General features: G+C 60.4%; 16 protein-coding genes. All 16 read right to left on the bottom strand.

All coding sequences use genetic code 11. The annotated features are described in order from the left end of the window. Positions 1–11 precede the first annotated feature (11 nt). Entirely contained in the window at positions 12–839 is an 828-nt protein-coding gene (locus tag SPITH_RS06745) for a carbohydrate ABC transporter permease (protein ID WP_014624932.1), read from the bottom strand. Next, complete coding sequence (locus SPITH_RS06750) at positions 836–1702, bottom strand: carbohydrate ABC transporter permease (protein ID WP_014624933.1); 867 nt, start codon at positions 1700–1702, stop codon at positions 836–838. The genes SPITH_RS06745 and SPITH_RS06750 overlap by 4 nt, the downstream gene beginning before the upstream one ends. A 91-nt stretch (positions 1703–1793) precedes the next feature. Next, positions 1794–2498, bottom strand: coding sequence for an extracellular solute-binding protein (locus tag SPITH_RS12765; protein ID WP_218915812.1), 705 nt, complete (start codon positions 2496–2498; stop codon positions 1794–1796). Between the two features lie 25 nt (positions 2499–2523). Next, positions 2524–3102, bottom strand: a complete 579-nt coding sequence (locus tag SPITH_RS12770; RefSeq protein ID WP_218915779.1) for an ABC transporter substrate-binding protein — start codon at positions 3100–3102, stop codon at positions 2524–2526. A 76-nt stretch (positions 3103–3178) separates the two neighbouring features. Next, the gene (locus SPITH_RS06760) at positions 3179–4663 is read right to left on the bottom strand and encodes a response regulator (RefSeq protein WP_014624934.1); all 1485 of its coding nucleotides are present in this window, start codon (positions 4661–4663) and stop codon (positions 3179–3181) included. After that, positions 4635–6458, bottom strand: a complete 1824-nt coding sequence (locus tag SPITH_RS06765; RefSeq protein ID WP_014624935.1) for a sensor histidine kinase — start codon at positions 6456–6458, stop codon at positions 4635–4637. The genes SPITH_RS06760 and SPITH_RS06765 overlap by 29 nt, the downstream gene beginning before the upstream one ends. Positions 6459–6477: 19 nt before the next feature. Further along, entirely contained in the window at positions 6478–8328 is a 1851-nt protein-coding gene (locus SPITH_RS06770; RefSeq protein WP_014624936.1) for a methyl-accepting chemotaxis protein, read from the bottom strand. A 12-nt stretch (positions 8329–8340) separates the two neighbouring features. After that, entirely contained in the window at positions 8341–9603 is a 1263-nt protein-coding gene (locus tag SPITH_RS06775) for an L-rhamnose isomerase (protein ID WP_014624937.1), read from the bottom strand. After that, positions 9600–10748 carry a class II aldolase/adducin family protein gene (locus SPITH_RS06780; protein WP_014624938.1) on the bottom strand — a complete coding sequence of 383 codons (1149 nt, stop codon included), beginning with the start codon at positions 10746–10748 and terminating at the stop codon, positions 9600–9602. The genes SPITH_RS06775 and SPITH_RS06780 overlap by 4 nt, the downstream gene beginning before the upstream one ends. Positions 10749–10758: 10 nt before the next feature. After that, positions 10759–11073: an L-rhamnose mutarotase gene (gene rhaM, locus SPITH_RS06785; RefSeq protein WP_014624939.1), complete on the bottom strand. Its 315-nt coding sequence runs from the start codon at positions 11071–11073 to the stop codon at positions 10759–10761. After that, on the bottom strand, positions 11070–12074 hold the full coding sequence (locus SPITH_RS06790; protein ID WP_014624940.1) for an ABC transporter permease: 1005 nt from the start codon (positions 12072–12074) through the stop codon (positions 11070–11072). The genes rhaM and SPITH_RS06790 overlap by 4 nt, the downstream gene beginning before the upstream one ends. Then, positions 12071–13057: an ABC transporter permease gene (locus tag SPITH_RS06795; RefSeq protein ID WP_014624941.1), complete on the bottom strand. Its 987-nt coding sequence runs from the start codon at positions 13055–13057 to the stop codon at positions 12071–12073. The genes SPITH_RS06790 and SPITH_RS06795 overlap by 4 nt, the downstream gene beginning before the upstream one ends. After that, positions 13054–14562 (bottom strand): sugar ABC transporter ATP-binding protein, encoded by a 1509-nt coding sequence (locus SPITH_RS06800; protein ID WP_014624942.1) that lies wholly within the window; start codon positions 14560–14562, stop codon positions 13054–13056. The genes SPITH_RS06795 and SPITH_RS06800 overlap by 4 nt, the downstream gene beginning before the upstream one ends. 82 nt (positions 14563–14644) lie before the next feature. Continuing rightward, positions 14645–15670: a rhamnose ABC transporter substrate-binding protein gene (gene rhaS, locus SPITH_RS06805; protein ID WP_014624943.1), complete on the bottom strand. Its 1026-nt coding sequence runs from the start codon at positions 15668–15670 to the stop codon at positions 14645–14647. A 93-nt stretch (positions 15671–15763) separates the two neighbouring features. Continuing rightward, on the bottom strand, positions 15764–17191 hold the full coding sequence (locus tag SPITH_RS06810) for a response regulator (RefSeq protein ID WP_014624944.1): 1428 nt from the start codon (positions 17189–17191) through the stop codon (positions 15764–15766). After that, positions 17172–19100, bottom strand: coding sequence for a sensor histidine kinase (locus tag SPITH_RS06815; protein WP_014624945.1), 1929 nt, complete (start codon positions 19098–19100; stop codon positions 17172–17174). Before SPITH_RS06815 ends, SPITH_RS06810 begins: the two co-directional genes overlap by 20 nt. Positions 19101–19108 lie beyond the last annotated feature (8 nt).

The raw sequence follows: 19108 nt of genomic DNA on the forward strand, positions 1-19108 counted from the left end.
ACTTTCCTCCTTCATGCCTTTATGGCCCCGGCCACCATACCTTCCACTATCTGCCTCCTGAAGAAAAGGTAGAAGAGGAACGGGGGGACGGCGATCACCAGGACATCCGCGAACAGGAGATTCCACCTGGTGGTGAACTGTGTCTGGAAATTGTAGAGGCTCAGCTGTATCGTGACATTCTCCGCTCCGGGAAGGAAGTACAGGGGATTCACGAAATCGTTGTACACGGTGATGGCCGTGAGGATGGTGATGGTGACGCTCACCGGCTTGAGGAGCGGAAAGATGATACGGAAAAAGAGGTAGAGCGGACCGCATCCATCGATGAGGGCCGCCTCGTCGAGATCCCGGGGGATAGAGACCATGAAGGCCCTGTAGAGGAGCACGGCGAAGGGGAACCCCAGGGCCACCTCTATCATCACCATGCTCAGGAGGGTCCGGTAGAGGCCCAGACCTTTGAGCACCCAGATGGTAGGTACTACCGCGGGAGGGAGCATGAGGCCCGTCATGACGAGGAACTGGATGAGAGAGCCTACCCGGTCCTGTCTCCGCTCCAGGACGAACCCTGTCATGGCGCTCACCACCGTGAGCACCAGTATGGTGAAGATCGTGAGCCGCGCACTGTTGTAGAACCCCCGCAGAACCATCCCCCGTCCTGCCCTGAAGACCTCTCCGAGGTTCTCCAGGTACTGTGGGGACGAGGGGAGGGAAAAGGCCATGGAGGCCGCCTCGGCCGTACTCTTGCCCGCATTGAGAATCACGAAGAGAAACGGCACCCCGAATGCAACAGTGAGGATCCCTGCCGCCAAGAGCTCGAGCATGCGTCTGTTCATCTTTCTCATAGCGTGACCTCCGCCTTCGAGAGTAGTCTGTTGAGCGGTACTGCGAGGAGCGCGATGAAGATGAAGAGTATCACGTTTCCCGCGGTGGACAGGCCGTAGAACCCCGACTGGTACTGCTTGTAGATGATGGAGGCGATGAGATCCGAGGAGAATCCCGGACCTCCTCTCGTCATGGTCCAGACCAGGTCGAAGGTCCTGAGGCCCCCTATGAAGGAGAGCAGGATCACGGTATTCATGGCAGGCCGGGAGAGGGGAAGGGTGATGGAGAGAAGGCGCTGCCCTGAGGTCGCTCCATCGATCATGGCCGCCTCGTAGTAACTGCGTGGGATCGAGCGTATCCCGGCGATGTAGATCACGGTGGCCATTCCTACCCCTCGCCACACGTCGACCAGACTCACCGAGAGGAGGGCGAGGTGGGGATCCCCCAGCCAGTCGGGACCGGGGATACCGACGAACGCCAAGGCCTTGTTTATGATACCAAAGGTGGGATGCATGAGGCTGCTGAAGGTCACACCCACGGCCACCGTACTTACGAGAGAAGGGAAGAAGATGATCGACTGGAGGAAGCCCGAGCCCAGGGGTCTTCCCACGAGATAGGCGGCGAAGAAGAACCCGAGTACGGTCTTGAGACCGCTCGTGAGCACGGCATAGAGGAGGGTGTTGGTGAACCCTATCCTGAGAGAAGGCTCCGAGAAGAACATCCTGAAATTGTCCAATCCGGTGAAATACCAGTCGGTGAGGGTCCACCGGGTGAAGCTGAAAGGAAAGGAAATGAGCACGGGGAAGAGGAAGAAGAGCCCGTAGATGACCATCCCCGGGAGGATGAACCAGTAGCCGTAGTTTCTCGTTCTCATCGTTCTCATCTATTCTCCTTGTCGCTGGAGTCACACAACGCTCGTAGTGATGAAGGAAGGGGCCCTCTGCCAGTGGCAGAGGGCCCGGATATCAAGGGCATCACCAGCCGGGGAGCCCGAGCTGCTTCGCCTGCTTCTCCACGTCTCGATCGTACTCGCGGGCACCATCGACCGGGCTCTTGAGTCCCAGCCCCACCTCGACGCAGATCTGAGGGAGGTTCGGCCCCTTGATGGGAGATATGAACTCGAGTGCAGGAGCGGTCTTTCCCGCATTTATATAGGAAAGGAGATCCCTCGTCGCAGGGAGAATGTCGTCGGGAAGGGAAATCCCCTGGATGGGAAAGGGACCCATGGGCTTCTGAGCCTTCATATAGACATCGAGTCCTTCCTGTGAGAGAAAGAAAGCAAGGAACCGTTTTGCATCACCGATGTGAGCACTGCCCTTCCAGATGGAAATACCTGCGGGAAGCCAGATGGTGACCCCATGATCGGAAGGATCATCTCCCGGTTGTCCGAAGAATCCGATGTCGTTCACCTTGTCCTGAGCCACGGCCTGAAGGTTGGCCAACGCAAAGGTGAGCATGGGGTAGTGGGCTGCCTCTCCGTTCGCAAGCATGAGGAGGGCATTCTCATACGTGGTGGAGGCGGGATGAGGACTCAGGAATCCTCTCTTGTAGACCTCCTGGAGCTTTTCGAAGCCCCTGAGCGCAGCAGGGGTATCGGCGAAACCGGCTTTGTGGGCGGTGTAGTCCTCGTGGAAGTCAGGATAGGCCCGCTGTACGTTGTAGTAGTCGGCAAGTAGGATGAGCTGGCTGGTCCAGGAATCCTTGTTAGGAAGCCGCGATGGGCTGGATGCCGGCCGCCTTTATCTTCTCGCAGTTCGCCATGAGCTCGGCCCACGTATGGGGCACCTTCAGCCCGAGGCGCTCATAGATCTTCTTGTTGTAGAACCACCCCCCTCCCACTATCTCACCCGCAGGCGCGGCGTAGACGCGCCCATTCACGGTCACGGTCTGCTTGAAGGCATCTATCACCGGGTCCATGAAGGCCTCATCGGTGAGATCCACGAAGTACTGTGGAGGGTTGAGGGCGAGGAAGAGGGAACCGGAGTTGAAGTAAGAGAGATCTGTCATATCACCCGCGACAAGTCGGGTCTTGAGATAGTTTTCCCCCTCCGGTCCGCCCGGTCTGAACTCGAAGGTCACCTTGATACCCAGCTTTTCTTCCGCTGCAGCCGCCACGGCCTTGAGGCCATCGAGTGACGTCTGGTTGTCGATGAGCATGGTGATCTCAACCGGCTCGGCTCCCCCCGGCGAGGTCGAGGAAGACCCCTCCCCCTCGCCCGAGGCGAAGACGGGAAAGAGGGTCATCCCCATGACGACGAACAGAAGCATCGTCTTCCATCTCATACTGTCCTCCTGAAATGGTATTGTTGCACTCATGCTACCACCCTTCCGGGGGATGACCATGGACGAATCGACACACCTACATGGACTTTCCGGCAATCCCGCGGTACGCTGTGGGAGAGATGCCCGTGCGCTCCCTGAAGACCCGACTGAAGTAGAACTCGTCCTTGAATCCCACCGAGGCGGCCACGGCCTTGATCGGGAGGTGAGGGGTGAGAGAGAGCAGGCGCTTCGCCTCCTCTATTCTGAGCGAGGTGAGGTAGTCCTTGAACGACGTACCCTTGTACTCACGGAAGAGCTTCCTCAGGTACGATTCCGACATCCTGAACCTTCGGGCCAGCTCTCCGGACGAGAGTGGTTCCCTGAAGTGTTTCCTGAGATATGCACAGAGTTCCGCGAACACTGCAGGGGCCCCTGCGAGGTCGGCATCTTCGAGCCTCACATCCCCGGGAACCACGTGGGAAGCGAGGGCCCTACACAATTCGGGATACGAATCACACGACGATGCGAGGTCGAGCACCTCTTCGTCCGTGGAGACCGGTTGCTCACCCGGAAGGACAGACGAAAGCTCGGCGAAGAGGCCCCTTACCCAGGAGATCACCCGTCCGAAAGAGACCTCGTGCTCCTCGAAGGCCCTGCCGGCGGACTCGAACCACAGAGGCACTCGTCCAGGGTCGCTCTGCATGAACAAGAGCATCTCGTCTCCCGCGAGGAAAGGAACCGGATCATCCGTCTCCTCGTAAGACAGATCCTCGTACCGAAGGATGCGGGCACGCCCGAGGACCAGGTGTTCGTCGAGGGCTTTGTAGAGGTCTTCGGGTGCACGATGGAGATCCCCCGGCACGACGAGCGAAGAGCGAAGGATAAGGGTGCGGGTTTTCCGGTGACGGTCGAACCCTTCGAAATGATCCCTCACGAGGCGGGAAAACCTCGCAAAGGGGAGCTCCGCAGGAGAGAGGTAGAGGTGCTCGTGGGCATCTCGTCCCTGGAATACGAAGAGCGACACACCTGTCTCGGGATCCCTAAGATCCACCTCAGTGATGCTCCGGGGGGTGGAAAGACGATACCGAGGGGGGGGAGCACCCACCCTTCCGAGAGCCATCCAGAGGTGCCTGGCACCCAGGGAAAAGGCATCCGTCTCCTCCCCCAGAAGGAGGGCCAGGACGTTCGTCTCTTGTCTCCTACGTCGGAGCTCGAGGAGAGAGGCCGCCATCTCGGCGAGAGTGGTCCGCATGCGCTCGGGATTCACCGGCTTGAGCAGGTAGTGGACCACCCCGGTGTGGAGGAGCTCCTCGACATACTCGAAGTCGTCATAGGCGGAGACCACGAGTAAGGGAATGAGGGGATGTTCCCTCACGAGGGTATGCGCCAGATCGATACCATCCATCACCGGCATCTTCACATCGGTGATGACGAGATCGGGATCGAGTACCCTGATCCTGGACAGGGCCTCCGCCCCATCCTCGGCTTCTCCCACCAGGACGAACCCCTCCATCCCCTCGATGAGTCCCTTGAGGAACCTCCTCGCCGGAGGCTCATCGTCGACCAGCATCACCCTGATCACCGCCGTCCTCCTTAACTCCTATTTCCACGAGGGTACCCCCGCCTACGTTACTTTCCATCCGCCATATCAGTCGGTCCCGGAAGACCACATAGAGCCTGGTGTAGAGATTGGCGAGCCCCGTCCCCCCCGGAGCCGAGGCCGAGGGAAGCTCTTCCCCCCTGTCGAGGTGCACGGCCACCAGAGCGAACATCCTCCGCAGCTCTTCCACCTTCTCGGGAGTCATCCCCGTACCGTTGTCCGATACACGCAACAGCCAGGAGGTCCCTCCCCTCCTCACCCCTTCCACGCGGACGACGAGCCGTTCCTTCCGCTTCCTGTACTTGACGGCGTTCTCGACGAGCGGCTGGAGGATCATCCTCGGCACCCGTACACCGAGGAGCCCATCCTCCACCTCGACCCTCCACTCGAAGGCATCCTCGAGACGCAGCTTCATTATGAAGAGGTAGTGGCGCAGGTACTCGAGTTCCTCTCTCAGGAACACCATGTGATCCTGTGCGGAGGCATACCGGAGCATGGTCGCGATACCCTCGCACACCGTGGGAATCACCGTATCTCCCACTTCGAAGGCCCTCTGGGAGATCACGTTGAGGACATTATAGAGGAAGTGAGGGTTCACCTGCGAGTACACCAGATCGAGCTTGGTCTGCATCCAGGACGTCCGGAGCTGGAGTTCCCTCCGGATGGAGTCGTCGAGTCGGTAGGTGAGATCCCTGAAGGCCTCGACCAATTCCACCACCTCGTCATGAGATGTCTCGATGCGTCGGATCGAAGGGAGCGTGAGGGTCTTCACCTCGGTGTCCTCCATCCATTCCCTGAGCATACGGAGCGGCCGTGTGAGGGAACGGGTGAAGAGGAGATTGAATAAGAGTGAAATCGCGACCACGCTCAGGGCCATCATCGCAGCGATGAAGGAGGTGAACCGCAGTGGCCTGAGAAGCGCATCCCTGTCGAGGATCCAGAAGACCCTCAAGCCGGCAATCTGTGACTCATATGAGAGGACGAGCTCCCTCCTCCCTGTGATGGGATTGGGGAGGAAGCCTTCCTTTTCCCGCTCCACGGTCTTGCCGTAGAATGCGAGGAGATCGGGGGAAATCGAGGAGCGACGGGGAGAGGAGAAGAACAGCATTCCCCGCCACACGATGACCACCGAGCTGTAAGGAGAAAGCGAGGGACGAATCAGGTCCTCAAGGTCCTCGAGCGGTTTCAGTACCATCAGCCAGGCAGTCTCGACTCCGGTGTCCCATATGGTACGACCCATGCCGAAAACCTCGGGACGATCCTCTGCCCACGGATCGTGGAAAGGGGAAAGGAGGAAGAAGGGGGAATCTCCGATCTCACGGGGAAGGAGGGTGTCGATCTCATCCGGCACCCCTCCCCCATTGAGCCCGCTCGCATGGGCCATGAAGTTGCTCGAAAAGAGGTCCCCCTTGTCGTTGAAGAAGAGCACGGCGTGGAAGGTCCTGTGGAAGGCGTACGAGAGCAAGAACCGACGGATGGTCCACATGGCATCGTTGAGAAAGGTGCCGTTCGAAGGATCGTCTCTGGGGAGCGTGTGCAGGGTGATGACCGCGGATTTGAAAGAGGCATCCGACAGGAGGGTGAGAAGGACGAAGTCCATCCAATACCACATCGCGTCGAGCTGAGACCCCACCTTGGAGACGAGCAATTCCGAGGTCTCGACCGCGTTGCGTTCGAAGAGCCCCCGGGCGTAGACGTAGAACCCCGCGGTGAGGATCACCACGAGGATCACGATGAGCAGGGAATACCCCACGAAAACCCTGGTCTGGAACCTCATGCTGACAAGACCACCCTCTTCACGAATCGGACGTCTTGAAGTAGCTCAGACGATCCTCCAACGCAACCTCCCGCTCGGAGAGAATCACGACGAGATCCGAGGCCTTACGGGAGGCATCCAGGACCTCCTGGAAGTCTTCCTCCACCCGTCTCATGGCGGAGGTCACGTATTCGACCACCTCCTCGAGTGCAGACACCGACGCAGCGATCCTCCGTGTCTGCTCCGATACCTGAAGGGAATCCTCATGTATCTCGTTGCTGGTGTCCCTCAATGTCGTCACCGTGGAGAGGATCTGCTGGCTTCCGGTTCCTGCCTCCTGGAGGTTCCCTGCGATCTGCGCGATCGCAGCAGACACCTCCTCGATCTTTTCCTCGATCAGGGAAAAACTTTCCCGGGTGTCCCAGATACCCGCACGGGCACCCTCGATGGCACCGGTGATCTCCCGTACCGACTCGGCGATCTCCCTGGAACTCCTGCTCGATGCCTCCGCCAGTTTCCTCACTTCCTCGACCACCACCGCGAACCCTTTCCCCGCATCCCCCGCGTGGGCAGCCTCTATGGCGGCATTGATGGCCAGAAGGTTGGTCTGGGATGCGATGTTCCCGATGATCCTGCTCATTTCCTCTATCCTTCCGGCCATTTCCACCACCGCCTCCATCTTCCTGAATCCGGACTCGAAGATCTCCTTGCCTTCCTTCGAGATCCGTACCAGTTCCTCTCCCTGTGATGTGTGCTCCCCGGCGATGGTAGCCATCGACCCTATTGTGGTGATCACCTGGGTCACGGCTGCCGTGGACTGTTCCACCATGGAAGCCTGCACCTGTATCTGCTCCTTGAGCCGATCCACGGCCTCCACGATGGAGGCCACCGCAGCGGCGGTGGCCTTGGCGGTCTCCTCCAGATACACCATCTTCTCATCCACCCCTTTGACCGCTTCGGAGACCTTTTCGAGCGCAGCATTCGTCTCCACAGAGACCCCGCTCAAGGACTCCCTCACCTCCCTGCTCGCGGAAACGGTATCACTCATACTCTCCACCACTGCGCGGAGCACGCGGGTGAACTCCTCCATGGCACGGCCGATCGACGCGAGCTCGTCCTTCCCCCTGGTGTCGAAGAGGACCGAGAGACGGCCCTCCTTGAGTCTCCCTATCCCGCTGAGCATCCCATAGATACGCCGGACCATACCCCGGGCCGTGAGGACGAGGACGAGGAGGATCACGGACACCATGATCCCCACCACCACGAGGGAGGACGAGAACGCCTGCCGACGCAGCGCCCTGATCTGGCCGTCGATGAGATCGGTCTGTTCCTCGAGCACGGAGAGTGAGGTCTCCACACTCCCATCCAAACCGGTGAGGGCGTTGTCGAAGAAGGAGAGCTGGACGAGGGCCTCCTCCCTCTCTTCCTCCCCGCCGGTGACCGGTGGTATCACATAGAACTGTTTGGGATAGACCGAGTCACCCACCCCGTAGAGACGCCCGGCCCACCGGTAGAGGGACTCGTAGAGCCCCTGCACCTCGGCGAGATCTTCCAGGATGATCTCCTGAAGGGCCTCGATGGCCTCGAGCGATTCTCTCACCCGTTCGTTTTTCTCCCGGACGAAGCTGATCCCCCTCACGGCCTGAAAGGCGGCATCCAGCTCCTTGAGGCGGGAGGCGAGGTGCTCCCGTCCCATCGAAAACCGGAGGGAATCGAGCCTGTTCACCTCCACCTGGAGGGAAAGGAGCGCCGTCGAGAGCTCATCGAGCGTGCGTCGCTCATCCTCTATCCGCTCCTGGGGAGAGAGCAGGGCGAGGTAGACACCTCCCGCAAGGACCAGCACGAGGAGTGCCCCACCCACCAACCCGTAGAGCTTGGTACGGATCTTCATCCGCCCTCCTGATCAGGTCCGCTTCGAAAGCACCTGTCTCTCGTAGGCCTCCACCTCGCGGATCCACTCCACATCGAGGGGCACATCCTGGGAGAGACAGTAGTAATCCCACACCGCGGCAAACGGGAGGCTCTTCACATCCTCCATGAGGGCGAGCCGTTCACCGAGGCGCCCCTCCGCTTCGAGCTCCTCGAGACGGCCCACCGGTTCGAGGAAGGCCGAGAGGAGGGCCTTCTGCACGGCCCGGGCACCGATCACCCACGCGAGGATACGGTTGATGCTCGCATCGAAGTAGTCCACGGCGAGGTGTATCTTCTCCCACCTGCCGAGACGCACCATCTCGGCTGCCACCGCACGCACGTCGTCCGTGAAGAGCACCACGTGGTCCGAATCCCACCGCACCCCTCTGCTCATGTGGATGAGCACGTGTGGAACGAAGAGGACGAGCGAGGAGATCTTGTCGTGGATCGTCTCGGTGGGATGGAAGTGGCCCATGTCGAGACACACGCCCACGTTCCGGCTCACCGCATAGCCCAGATAGAACTCGTGCGAGCCGGTCACATAGGATTCCGAACCGATGCCGAAGAGCTTGGACTCCACCGTGTCGATCACACCCGGGAGACGCTCCCTGTAGATCTCGTCGAGCGATGCGAGCAGCCGCTCCCTGGGTCCCAGCCTGTCGACGGGGATGTCCTTCCAGCCGTCCGGGATCCAGAGGTTGTTGATGCACACCCCATCCAGCTCAGAGGCGAAATACGCAGCGATCCGCTCGCAGGCGATGGCGTGTCTCACCCAGAAGGCCCGCACACCCTCGTCCGGATGGCTCAAGGTGAACCCCGAATCCGCCAGAGGATGGGAGAAGAAGGTGGGATTGAAGTCGAGCCCTATTCCCAAAGACTTGGCCCACTCCACCCACTTCTCAAAGTGTCTCGGTTCGAGGGCGTCCCTGTCCACCCGCTTCCCCTCGGTCTCCGCATACATCGCGTGGAGGTTGAAACGCTTCGTCCCCGGGACGAGGGAGAAGGCCTTGGCCGCATCCTGGCGGAGCTCGTCACCGCTCCGCGCCCTTCCCGGGTAGTTGCCGGTCGCGAGGATACCCCCACCAGAGAGCGTATCCTTACCCTCAAGCCCCACCACATCGTCGCCCTGCCAGCAGTGGATGGAGACGGGGATCTCCGCACACCTCTTCACCGCGGCCTCCACATCCACACCGAGGTCCGCGTACCGAGCCTTCGCCTCTTCGAAGGCCCGTTCAACTCTGTCGTTCGATGTCATCTGTTTCCTCCCTGATCGAGACTTACGCGAGAGCGGAAACGTTCCGCCTCCCAGTTGAGTATGAACTCCACGTCCTCTCTCGTGAGAAACCTCGGACCACCCAAGGTCTGGGCACAGAGAGAGATCCGGAGCGCATCATGGAAGAGGAGGATGGCCGTCCGGGCCCCCTTCTCCGAGGAGGCACGGGCGACCACCCCCACCCCTTGGAGGAGGAAGATCCGGGGCAGCACCCCATACTCCTCGAGATAGCCCCTCGTCCGGGAACGAGCCTCTTCCTCCTCCGGGACTCCCCCTCGTGTGGGGAAGAAGAGGGGAGCCGGGCCCGCGTAGACGATGTGGTCGGGGGAGAAGGCCCCCCTCAGCCCCTCCATTCCCTCCTCACCGGCAAGGCAGCCCTCGAACACGGGATCCCGACTCATGAGGTAGACCCCCTCGGAGGTACCGGCGCTCACCTCCTGCACGATACGCTCGAGCATCCCCGGGATCTCTCCCCCGAGTGGCTGTATCACGCCCCCGAAGGGAGGGGGAACGTGCGGAAAGAGGGGGCGTATCCGTTCCATGAGACGGGCATAGAGACCGATCACCCCTTCGGGCGAGTCCTCGCTCACGAACACTCCGTGGTTCTGGAGGAAGACGATCCGGGGGAGTTCCCCACCCTGCCATCCCGCCACCACACGGTGGAACTCCCGGGAAAGCACGTATCCGGGGGTGGTGTAGGGCATCCAGAGGGCTTCTTCACCGAAGAGTTCCCTCGCGATACGCTCCCCTTCCAGGCTACAGAGCACCCCGTTCACCAGCGCAGGATGGGTGTGCACCACATACCGGTAGGGGATGACATGATGGAGCAACGTCTCCACGCTGGGACGCTTTTCCTCTCCCGGTATCCGGCAGTCCAGGAGTGCCGCCACCACCTCACGTTCTCGTTCCTCCACGCGCTCCGGGAACGGCCTGGAGAGTATCCTCTCGAGGCACTCCCGCGTGAGCCTCACGAACCCCGTCTCGTCGATCGTGGCGAGGGACACCCCCGAGGCCTTCACATAGAGGAGGGCCTCGTCCTTCCAGGAGGTATTCCCTCCCCCCGCGAGCACGAACTCGGGATCCGCACCATACAGACGGGAAAGCTTCACCAGGGCCTGCAGACTCATCCTTCCTCCCCTAGTCCATGTGGAACATCTCTTCGAGCGGTTCGACCACAGGGGAGTCGTCCGGATTGGTCTCCATGAGATCCTTCATGTACTCCCACCATCGCCGCATGATCGGTTGATCGGGAAGAGACGCCGTACGCTCGTCATCCGCGAGGCGCTGGACCGCAAAGAGCCGGTACGTCTTCCGGTCCAGATAGATGGTGTAGTCCGAGATTCCCGCCTTGCGAAGCTCGTCCTTCAGCTCCGGCCAAATCAGGTCGTGGCGGCGCTTGTACTCTTCCTCGCAGCCCGGCTTGAGCTGCATCACAAAGGCGTGTCGTCTCATACGTTCCCTCCTTCCACGATGTCTGTCTCTCTCCTTCTCTTCATAAAGGCGATGAACTCGGGGATCACGATGGCCACGATGAGGAGCGCACCGGTCACCAGGTTCATGACCCGACCCGGTACGTTCATGAGGCCCATCCCGAATCGTATGAATCCTATCACGAAACTGGCGATCACCACACCCGGAATCCCACCGAATCCGCCGGTGATCGCCACCCCACCCAGCACGGCGATGGTGATCGCCTCGAGCTCGAAGCCTTGGGCGATGTTCGGTCGGGTGGAGAGTATCCTGCTCGTGAGCAACACGGAGGAAATGCCCGAGAAGAGCCCGTTGAGGGTGAAGACCGCGAACTTGACCCGCTTCGCCGGTATACCGGAGAACACAGCCGCGACCTCGTTACGTCCCACGGCGTAGACCATCCTCCCGAAAATCGTGTAGTGGAGCACGAGCCCCACCACCAGGGCGAGGGCGAGAAAGACCACGAGCTGGAAGGGAACGAGCGTCCCCCCGACATACCCCTGGCCCAGCCATGCGAACTCCTCCGGATAGGTAGTGAATGCCTTGTCACCGAGGATGCCCTGGGGGATCCCCCTGAAGAACGACATGGTCCCTATGGTCACGGCGATCGCCGGGATCCTCAGGTAGCCCACGAGGAACCCGTTGAGCATGCCGGCCACCGTGCCGACCAGGAGCCCCACGAGCACGATCACAGGGACGGGAGCTCCATATGAGGCCACCAATCCCATACAGAAAGAGGAGAGGGCCACGATCGACCCCACCGAGATGTCGATGGACCCCGTGATGATCACCAAGGCCATCGAGAGGGCGATGATGGACTTCTCCGTGAAATTGAAGGTGGTATTGAAGAGATTACGGACATCCCAGAAATACGGACTCAGGATGCCGTTCACCACCATGATGGTGAGAAGGAGGATGGAGAGGATGACCTCCCATCTCTGGAGCACGGCTCCGATGCGAATTCCCTGTCGCACGTTCTTCATACCCGGTGCCTCCGTGTCTTGAGGAGCCTTTCGGCCCGCGAGCGTTCCGCAAAGGTATTGGCGAGGATGGCAATGAGGATGGCGATCCCCTGAACGAGCATTTGATAGAAGGGCGAGATGTTGATCTGGGTGAGGGCGTTGTAGAGGAGTCCAAGGAAGAGAGCCCCGAGGAGCACCCCCGTACTCGTTCCCGATCCTCCGAAGACGCTCACCCCGCCGATGACACAGGCCGCCACGGCCTGCAGCTCGTATCCAGTGGCGCTGTCGGTCTGGGCCGCCGCATACCGGGTCACATAGAGAAGACCGGCGAGTCCCGAGATCACCCCGCTGAGCATGAACACAAGGTAATCCGTCTTCCTGGTATCTATGCCCACGAGCCGGGCCGCGTTTCTGTTGTCACCCGTGGCGTAGATGGAGCGCCCGGTCCACGTATACGTGAGAAAGAACGTCACCAGCAGGAAGACGATGAAGGCATACCAGATGATGGCCGGGATTCCCAGAAATCGCACCACGGGTATGGAGACGAAACTCTCGCACATCTCGTGGGCGCTCACCCACTCCCCGCCCGATACCAGGAAGACGAGGGCCCGGTACATCGCGAGGGTACCGAGTGTGGTGATGATGGGAGGAACCCTCAACCTCGCCACCACGATCCCGTTGAAACTGCCCAGAACGAATCCGAGGAGAAGCGCACCCCCCACGTAGACATAGAAGGGTAGATTCGGCACCGCGATATTGAACATACCGAGCAACATCCCCGTAAGGGCCATAGTGGAAGGGATGGAGAGGTCTATCCCGCCGGTGAGCAGGACCAGGAACTGAGCGAGGGAGGCGAGGATCAGGACCGAGGAATCCTTGAGCACGTCATAGATGTTCTCCACTGCAAGAAAACGAGGGGACCGCATCCCTACCACTGCCACGAAGACCACGAGAAACACGAAGAGGGTGAACTCACGGGTTTTCATGACTCTCGGCACTCTCATACCACACCCCTTTCACCGTGTCCGAGGGCCGCTCTCATGATCTCCTCCGAGGTACACGCCCGTGCATCGAAGACCCCTGTGACCTTCCCTTCGTGGAACACCACCACCCGGTCTGCCATACCGAGAACCTCGGGAAGCTCGGAAGAGACGAGGAGCACCGCAAGCCCCTGAGCCGCGAGATCCGCTACAAGGGCATGGACCGCGGCCTTGGTGGCGATATCGATACCCCTGGTGGGCTCGTCGAGGATGAGAAGGGAGGGCTGTGCGGCGAGCCACTTCGCCAACACCACCTTCTGCTGGTTCCCACCCGAAAGGGCATTCACCCACACGTGTACGTGGGGAGCCTTCACCTCGAGCCGCTTCGCATACTCCTCTGCGAAACGACGCTCACGTACCTGATCGATCCATCCTCTCTTGTGGAGCGCCGTGAGGAGGGGAAGCGTGATGTTCTCGCAGATACTCATGTTGAGGATGCACCCTTGCAGCTGTCTGTCCTCGGGTACATACACGATACCATGACGCATCGCCTCCCTGGGGGATCTGAATCGCACTGTTTTCCCCTCGAAGCACACTTCTCCACTATCCCACGCATCCACCCCCACGATACACCGCATGACCTCGGTTCTGCCGGATCCCACGAGTCCGAAGAATCCCAGGATCTCTCCCCTCCTCACCTCGAAGGAAACATCACGGAACACCCCTTCCCTCGAGAGATTTCTCACCTCCAGCACCACCTCACCCGGCCGGGAGTCCCGCTCGGGATAGTACTGTTCCATCTTTCTCCCGATCATCATCCTGATGATCTCCTCCCTGGACGTCTCCCGGACCTGACCTTCCCCCACGTATTGCCCGTCACGGAGTACGGTGAAGTGGTCGGCGATCTCCTCGATCTCCTCGAACTTGTGGGAGATGAACACCACCCCCGTACCGGATGCCTTGAGATCCCTGATGATCCTGAAGAGGTCCTCCACTTCCCGTGCCGAGAGGGAACTGGTGGGTTCGTCCATGATCACGATCCTCGCCCTGTGGGTGAGGGCCTTCGCGATCTCCACCAACTGACGCTCGGCCGTGGAAAGGTCCTTCACGACCGCCCGGGTGTCCAGGGGCACCCCCAGTTCCTCGAGGATAGCGGCCGCCCTGCGGTGCATCTCCTTCCACGAGAGGAGGGGAACCCGCCCGGCATATACGGGACTGCTCATGAAGACGTTCTCGGCCACCGAGAGGTCGGGGAACACCGCAGCCTCCTGGTGGATCACCGCGATACCGGCCCTCTGGGCATCCAGGGGGGATCCGAACGCCACTTCCTCCCCCTCGAGGAAGATCCGTCCTTTCGTGGGAGTGAGCACCCCGCTCATGATCTTCACCAGCGTGGACTTGCCCGCCCCGTTCTCCCCTATGAGTGCGTGGACCTCTCCCTGACGTATCCTGAACGAGACTCCATCGAGGGCGAGGGTTCCCGGATACATCATGGAGACGTCCTTCAGTTCCAGCAAAGGTGTTTCCATGTTCGCTCCTTCCTACGAATCTCAAAGAAAGGCCCGGAGCGACATCTTCCTCCGGGCCTTGCAACGGGCCGCTCTACAGAACCTAGAACATCGCGGCGAACTTCTCTATGTTCTCCTTGGTGAACACGAACGGTTCTCCCATGACCGCCACGCCGCCCGGTCCCACCTTGATCTCGCCCATCCTCCCGCAGGAAAACACGTCGCCTACGGCGCCGGTGTTCTTTCCCTTGATGAGGTTGTAGAGGATGTAGGTGGAGCTGTAACCGAGATCGATCGGATTCCACAGGGCCATCTTTTCGCACACACCGGAGAGGATGTAGGCCTTCATCTCCGAAGGAAGCCCGAGCCCGGTGAGCTGGATCTTGCCGGTGAGACCCTGATCCTGGATGGCCTTGGCCGCAGCCGCGATACCCACCGTGGTCGGGGCGATGATGCCCTTGAGGTCGGGATACGACTTGAACAGGCCCAAGGCCTCCCGGTACGACTTGTCGGACAGGTCGTCACCGTACACCACCGCCACGAGCTTCATATTCTTACACTTCGGGTTCTCGGCGAGCTCCTTCTTCATGTACTCGATCCAGGCATTCTGGTTCGTGGCCTGGGCCGTGGCAGAGAGGATGGCAATCTCGCCTTCCCAACCGATGAGCTCACCCAGGAGCTTCACCTGACTGCGTCCTATGAGCTCGGTGTCCGAAGGAGCGAGATGGAGGATCCGTCCGCCCTCGGAGACACCGGAATCGAAGGAGATCACCTTGATCCCCTGGGCCATCGCCTTCTTCAGCACAGGCACGAGGGCATCGGGATCGTTCGCCGAGATGGCGATCCCGTCCACCCTGGTGGCGATGAGGTTCTCGATGATCTCGATCTGCCCCTCGGCCGTGGGAGAGCTGGGCCCCTGATAGATGATCTCCACGTCTCCCAATTCCTTGGCGGCCTCCAGGGCGCCGTCCCGCGCCGCCTCGAAGAAGCCGTTCCCGAGGTTCTTCACCACGAGTGCGATCCGGAGCTTCTTGCCCGCGGCCGCACCCGCCTGCTCCCCTGCCCCACTCGCGAACAGCGCCGTGGTGAGGAGGCTCATGGCTACCAGTACCGTGATCAGTCGTTTCATACGACCCTCCTGAATTGGAATGTGTTCCACCCCATCATACCCCCGCTCTCGCAACCCCAGAAGTGTCAGGAACTCACAGGATGGTGCCTTTTTCTACGATCTTCCCTCCTCGGAGGGGTATCTCCCGAAGAACCGACGGTACATGCGGGAGAAGTGGCGTACGCTCGCATACCCCACGGCCAGGGCCGCCTCCTTCACCGAATATCCCGAAAGGAGGAAGTCCCTCGCCTTGATGAGACGCAGCTCCATGAGGTATTCGGAGAAGCGTTTGCCGGTCCGTCGATGGAAGAGGGAACTGAAGTAGTTGGGGGTGAGATTGAGGTACGAGGCCACCATGGAGACAGAAAGCGGCCGGGTATAGTGTTCTTTGATGAAGGCGAGGGCCCTCCGCACCGGATCGTGGTCCTCATCCCGGGATCGCATCCCCATCCTGGAGGCGAGAGGGCACGACGAGAAATCCGCGGCGGTGAGCCTCAATGCAGGCCGATCGATCCCCATGTAGCGACGGAGGAACTGCTCCACATACGAGCGGATACGTCCCTCCAGCCCAGGTAGTCGTGAGATGAGACCCTCCACCGCATCGAGGAATCCCACCTCGTTGCGCTCCACGAGGGCCCGAACGATCGCGAAGAGGTTCTCGAACGTCTCTCGCTCTCCGGGCAGGAGGGTGCGGGAGGCCTCCTGGACCACCGTCAGGGGAAGGATACGCTCCGAAGGAAACAGGGCGACGAACGGAAGCAGGCGTACCGCCTCCTCGTAGAACTCCGCCACGTCGTGGGACGAGGCGGCAGGCCTCCCCACGAGGAGGAGGGGGTGTATCTCAGGAGATCGCTCGAGCAGGTGGTGCATGAGATGGAGGAGCGTCGACTGAAGCCTTCCCTCCTCCCTGCAAAAAAGACAGAGATCCACCCCATAGTGTGAAGGAAAATGGAGAAGCACGTCATCCTCGGCCAGAAGCCTCTCTCCCTCGGCTTCGAAGGCACCCTTGCAGTTCGGATAGGAGATCGCAGGGTGAAAGAGGAACAAGGGGATCGGATGTTCCGAGATTCCATCCGGGAAGCTCGGACGAGAACTCACGGCGGGGTACGGAAGGACATGGAGGTCCACGAACCACTGGTGCAATGCCTTCCGCCTTTCGTTCTTTCGCCGGGTGAGGCTCTCCTCGAGCCGACCGAGTATGGCATCCATCTCCTCCCTGGAAGGAGGCTTGAGGATATATCCCTGGGCACCCAGCTCGAGAGCGGTCTTTGCGAACCCGAAATCCGCATAGCTGGTGACGACCACGAAGAGGATGTCACTCCGCTCTCTCAGGATCCGAGTCATGGCGTCCAACCCGCTCCCACCAGGCATCTTTATGTCCAGGAAGACGATATCCACCTCTCTCGAGAAGATCGTCTCTTTCAGTTCCCGGATATCGGCGGCCTCGAGGACGCACTCGACCCGTGGATGGGCGACTTCCTCGAGGAGACTGCGTATGGTGTATCGGGCCAAAGGCTCATCGTCAGCGATGAGTATGCGCATGAATCCTCTTGAGCTCCTTCAAAGGGATAGAGACGATGGAGACCGTGCCCTTTCCGGGGGACGAGGAGATCTCGAGACGAGCGTGCTGGAAGAGGAGCTGCAGCCTCCTCCTCACGTTGGTAAGCCCCACCCCTTCCTTCATCGTCTTCAGATGGAAGCCTCTGCCGTCGTCCTCCACCGTGATGTGGAGGAATCCTCCCCCCACCGTGATCCTGATCCAGATGTGTCCTCCCTCCGAAACATCCTCGAGCCCGTGGACCACCGCATTCTCCACGAGGGGCTGGAGGAGGAGCTTAGGGAAGGGAAGCCCATCGGCCTCGCGGGGGAACAGGATCTCCCATGAAAGCCGTTCTCCGAACCGGAGTTGCTGGAGCCGCAGGTAGTCCTCGATGAAACCCAACTCATCCCGGAGGGGCACCACGGCCTTGCTCTCGATGGTGTAGCGGAGAAGGCCCTTGAGGGAAAAGATCGCCTGCTCCACGGCCACATGCTCCTTCATCCTGTTGAGAGCGAGGAGGCAGGTGAGCACGTTGAAGAGGAAGTGGGGGCTTATCTGCGACTGGAGCGTCTCGTACTCCATGTGCTTCCGCTCGAGAAGCTCCTGATACTTGAGCGCGTTGTCGATCGTGAGTGCACCGAGTTCGAGGAAGTTCTCGAACCTGATGCGCTCCAGGTCGCTGAACTCCCTCCGCGCAACCAGCACGAGGAGACCGAAGCTCCTCTCCCCGATCCCCACGTGCCCCACGAGAAGATGTATCCCGGCCCTTCCCGCGAGGAGGACGCCGCCGTGTGGTGGTTCCGTTTCCATGCCCCTGAGAAGCCCCCCCACCTCCTCCCGGAGCGAAGGATCACCCTCGTAGACGGACCAGGTACACCCATTCTTCCTGGACAATGCGATCCCCGCGGCATCGATCGATTCCTCCCTGGTTATGTACTCGACGAGCACACGGTGGACATAGGAGAGGAGACCCTTGAGCTTGTCCGGCTCGTAGGCCGTGATCCTGTTCTCGTAGGCCACCGCCTCCGTGGCCACCTCCCGTACTACTTCCACCATCCGGCGGATGTTCTGCTCGAAGAGTCCCGCATACCTCCGGAAATTGGCCGCAAGATCCTCGAACTCGTCTCCCGAACGAAAGTCCAGCGAGACGGAGAGCCTCCCCCCCGCGAGATCCCTGATGGCGCTTTCCACGGCGCGCAGCCGGCCTACGATCCTCCTGGAGAACACGGTGAGCACCACCGTGGTGAGGAGCACACTGAGGAACGAGAAGGCAAGGAGGGAAGCCCTGAGCACATATTTGCTCCGCAGCGCCTCCTCCTCCAGGGCCTCGGTGAAGTAACCGAGGTAGCCCTCGAAGCTGTTCACCAGGTAGTAGGAGGTCTCGCGGGCCGTGCTGAAGATGCGTATGAGCCTCGGGTCCGTCGAAGACTGGATGGTGGCGTAGAGCGTAGGATCACCGAAGAGATCCCGTTCCTGCAAGAGCTCCATCCCTTCGCAGAACTCCCGAAGCCGGGAGGCCGCCTTGTCCTTCATGATGAGGGCGGTCTCGTACTCGTTCTGGAGCATCCCCTGGCGTACCAGTCTCTGGAGCGGGGCACTCTCGAGGAACCCCGAGAGGCGCGAGAAAAAGCTCTCGCTCTCACTCCGGAGGTTCCTCACGAGGGATACGGGAGGATCGAAGTAGACCACGTCCTTCAGGCTCCCGTAGATTCCGGGAGAGAAGGCAGCGATCATGGTCTCTTTCACCCGATTTCGAAGTCTCCTCACCTCGTCCAGGAGTCGATCTGAAGTCCGTGCCACCTCGGTGATCGACTCGATACGGGCGAGGATGACGAAGTTGAGGACGATGACGAAGAGGAACCCCATGAAGACGAGAAGCGTGATGAGACCGAACTTAAGGCGCATCCTCATGGGTTCCT

The organism is Spirochaeta thermophila DSM 6578, assembly GCF_000184345.1.
In the GTDB taxonomy this organism is placed as follows: Bacteria; Spirochaetota; Spirochaetia; order Winmispirales; family Winmispiraceae; genus Winmispira; species Winmispira thermophila.

Excerpts from the sequence above, each read along its gene's own strand:
- SPITH_RS06745 (WP_014624932.1), bottom strand. The coding sequence starts at position 839 with ATGAGAAAGATGAACAGACGCATGCTCGAGCTCTTGGCGGCAGGGATC.
- SPITH_RS06750 (WP_014624933.1), bottom strand. The coding sequence starts at position 1,702 with ATGAGAACGATGAGAACGAGAAACTACGGCTACTGGTTCATCCTCCCG.
- SPITH_RS12770 (WP_218915779.1), bottom strand. The coding sequence starts at position 3,102 with ATGAGATGGAAGACGATGCTTCTGTTCGTCGTCATGGGGATGACCCTC.
- SPITH_RS06765 (WP_014624935.1), bottom strand. The coding sequence starts at position 6,458 with ATGAGGTTCCAGACCAGGGTTTTCGTGGGGTATTCCCTGCTCATCGTG.
- SPITH_RS06770 (WP_014624936.1), bottom strand. The coding sequence starts at position 8,328 with ATGAAGATCCGTACCAAGCTCTACGGGTTGGTGGGTGGGGCACTCCTC.
- SPITH_RS06775 (WP_014624937.1), bottom strand. The coding sequence starts at position 9,603 with ATGACATCGAACGACAGAGTTGAACGGGCCTTCGAAGAGGCGAAGGCT.
- SPITH_RS06780 (WP_014624938.1), bottom strand. The coding sequence starts at position 10,748 with ATGAGTCTGCAGGCCCTGGTGAAGCTTTCCCGTCTGTATGGTGCGGAT.
- rhaM (WP_014624939.1), bottom strand. The coding sequence starts at position 11,073 with ATGAGACGACACGCCTTTGTGATGCAGCTCAAGCCGGGCTGCGAGGAA.
- SPITH_RS06790 (WP_014624940.1), bottom strand. The coding sequence starts at position 12,074 with ATGAAGAACGTGCGACAGGGAATTCGCATCGGAGCCGTGCTCCAGAGA.
- SPITH_RS06795 (WP_014624941.1), bottom strand. The coding sequence starts at position 13,057 with ATGAGAGTGCCGAGAGTCATGAAAACCCGTGAGTTCACCCTCTTCGTG.
- SPITH_RS06800 (WP_014624942.1), bottom strand. The coding sequence starts at position 14,562 with ATGGAAACACCTTTGCTGGAACTGAAGGACGTCTCCATGATGTATCCG.
- rhaS (WP_014624943.1), bottom strand. The coding sequence starts at position 15,670 with ATGAAACGACTGATCACGGTACTGGTAGCCATGAGCCTCCTCACCACG.
- SPITH_RS06810 (WP_014624944.1), bottom strand. The coding sequence starts at position 17,191 with ATGCGCATACTCATCGCTGACGATGAGCCTTTGGCCCGATACACCATA.
- SPITH_RS06815 (WP_014624945.1), bottom strand. The coding sequence starts at position 19,100 with ATGAGGATGCGCCTTAAGTTCGGTCTCATCACGCTTCTCGTCTTCATG.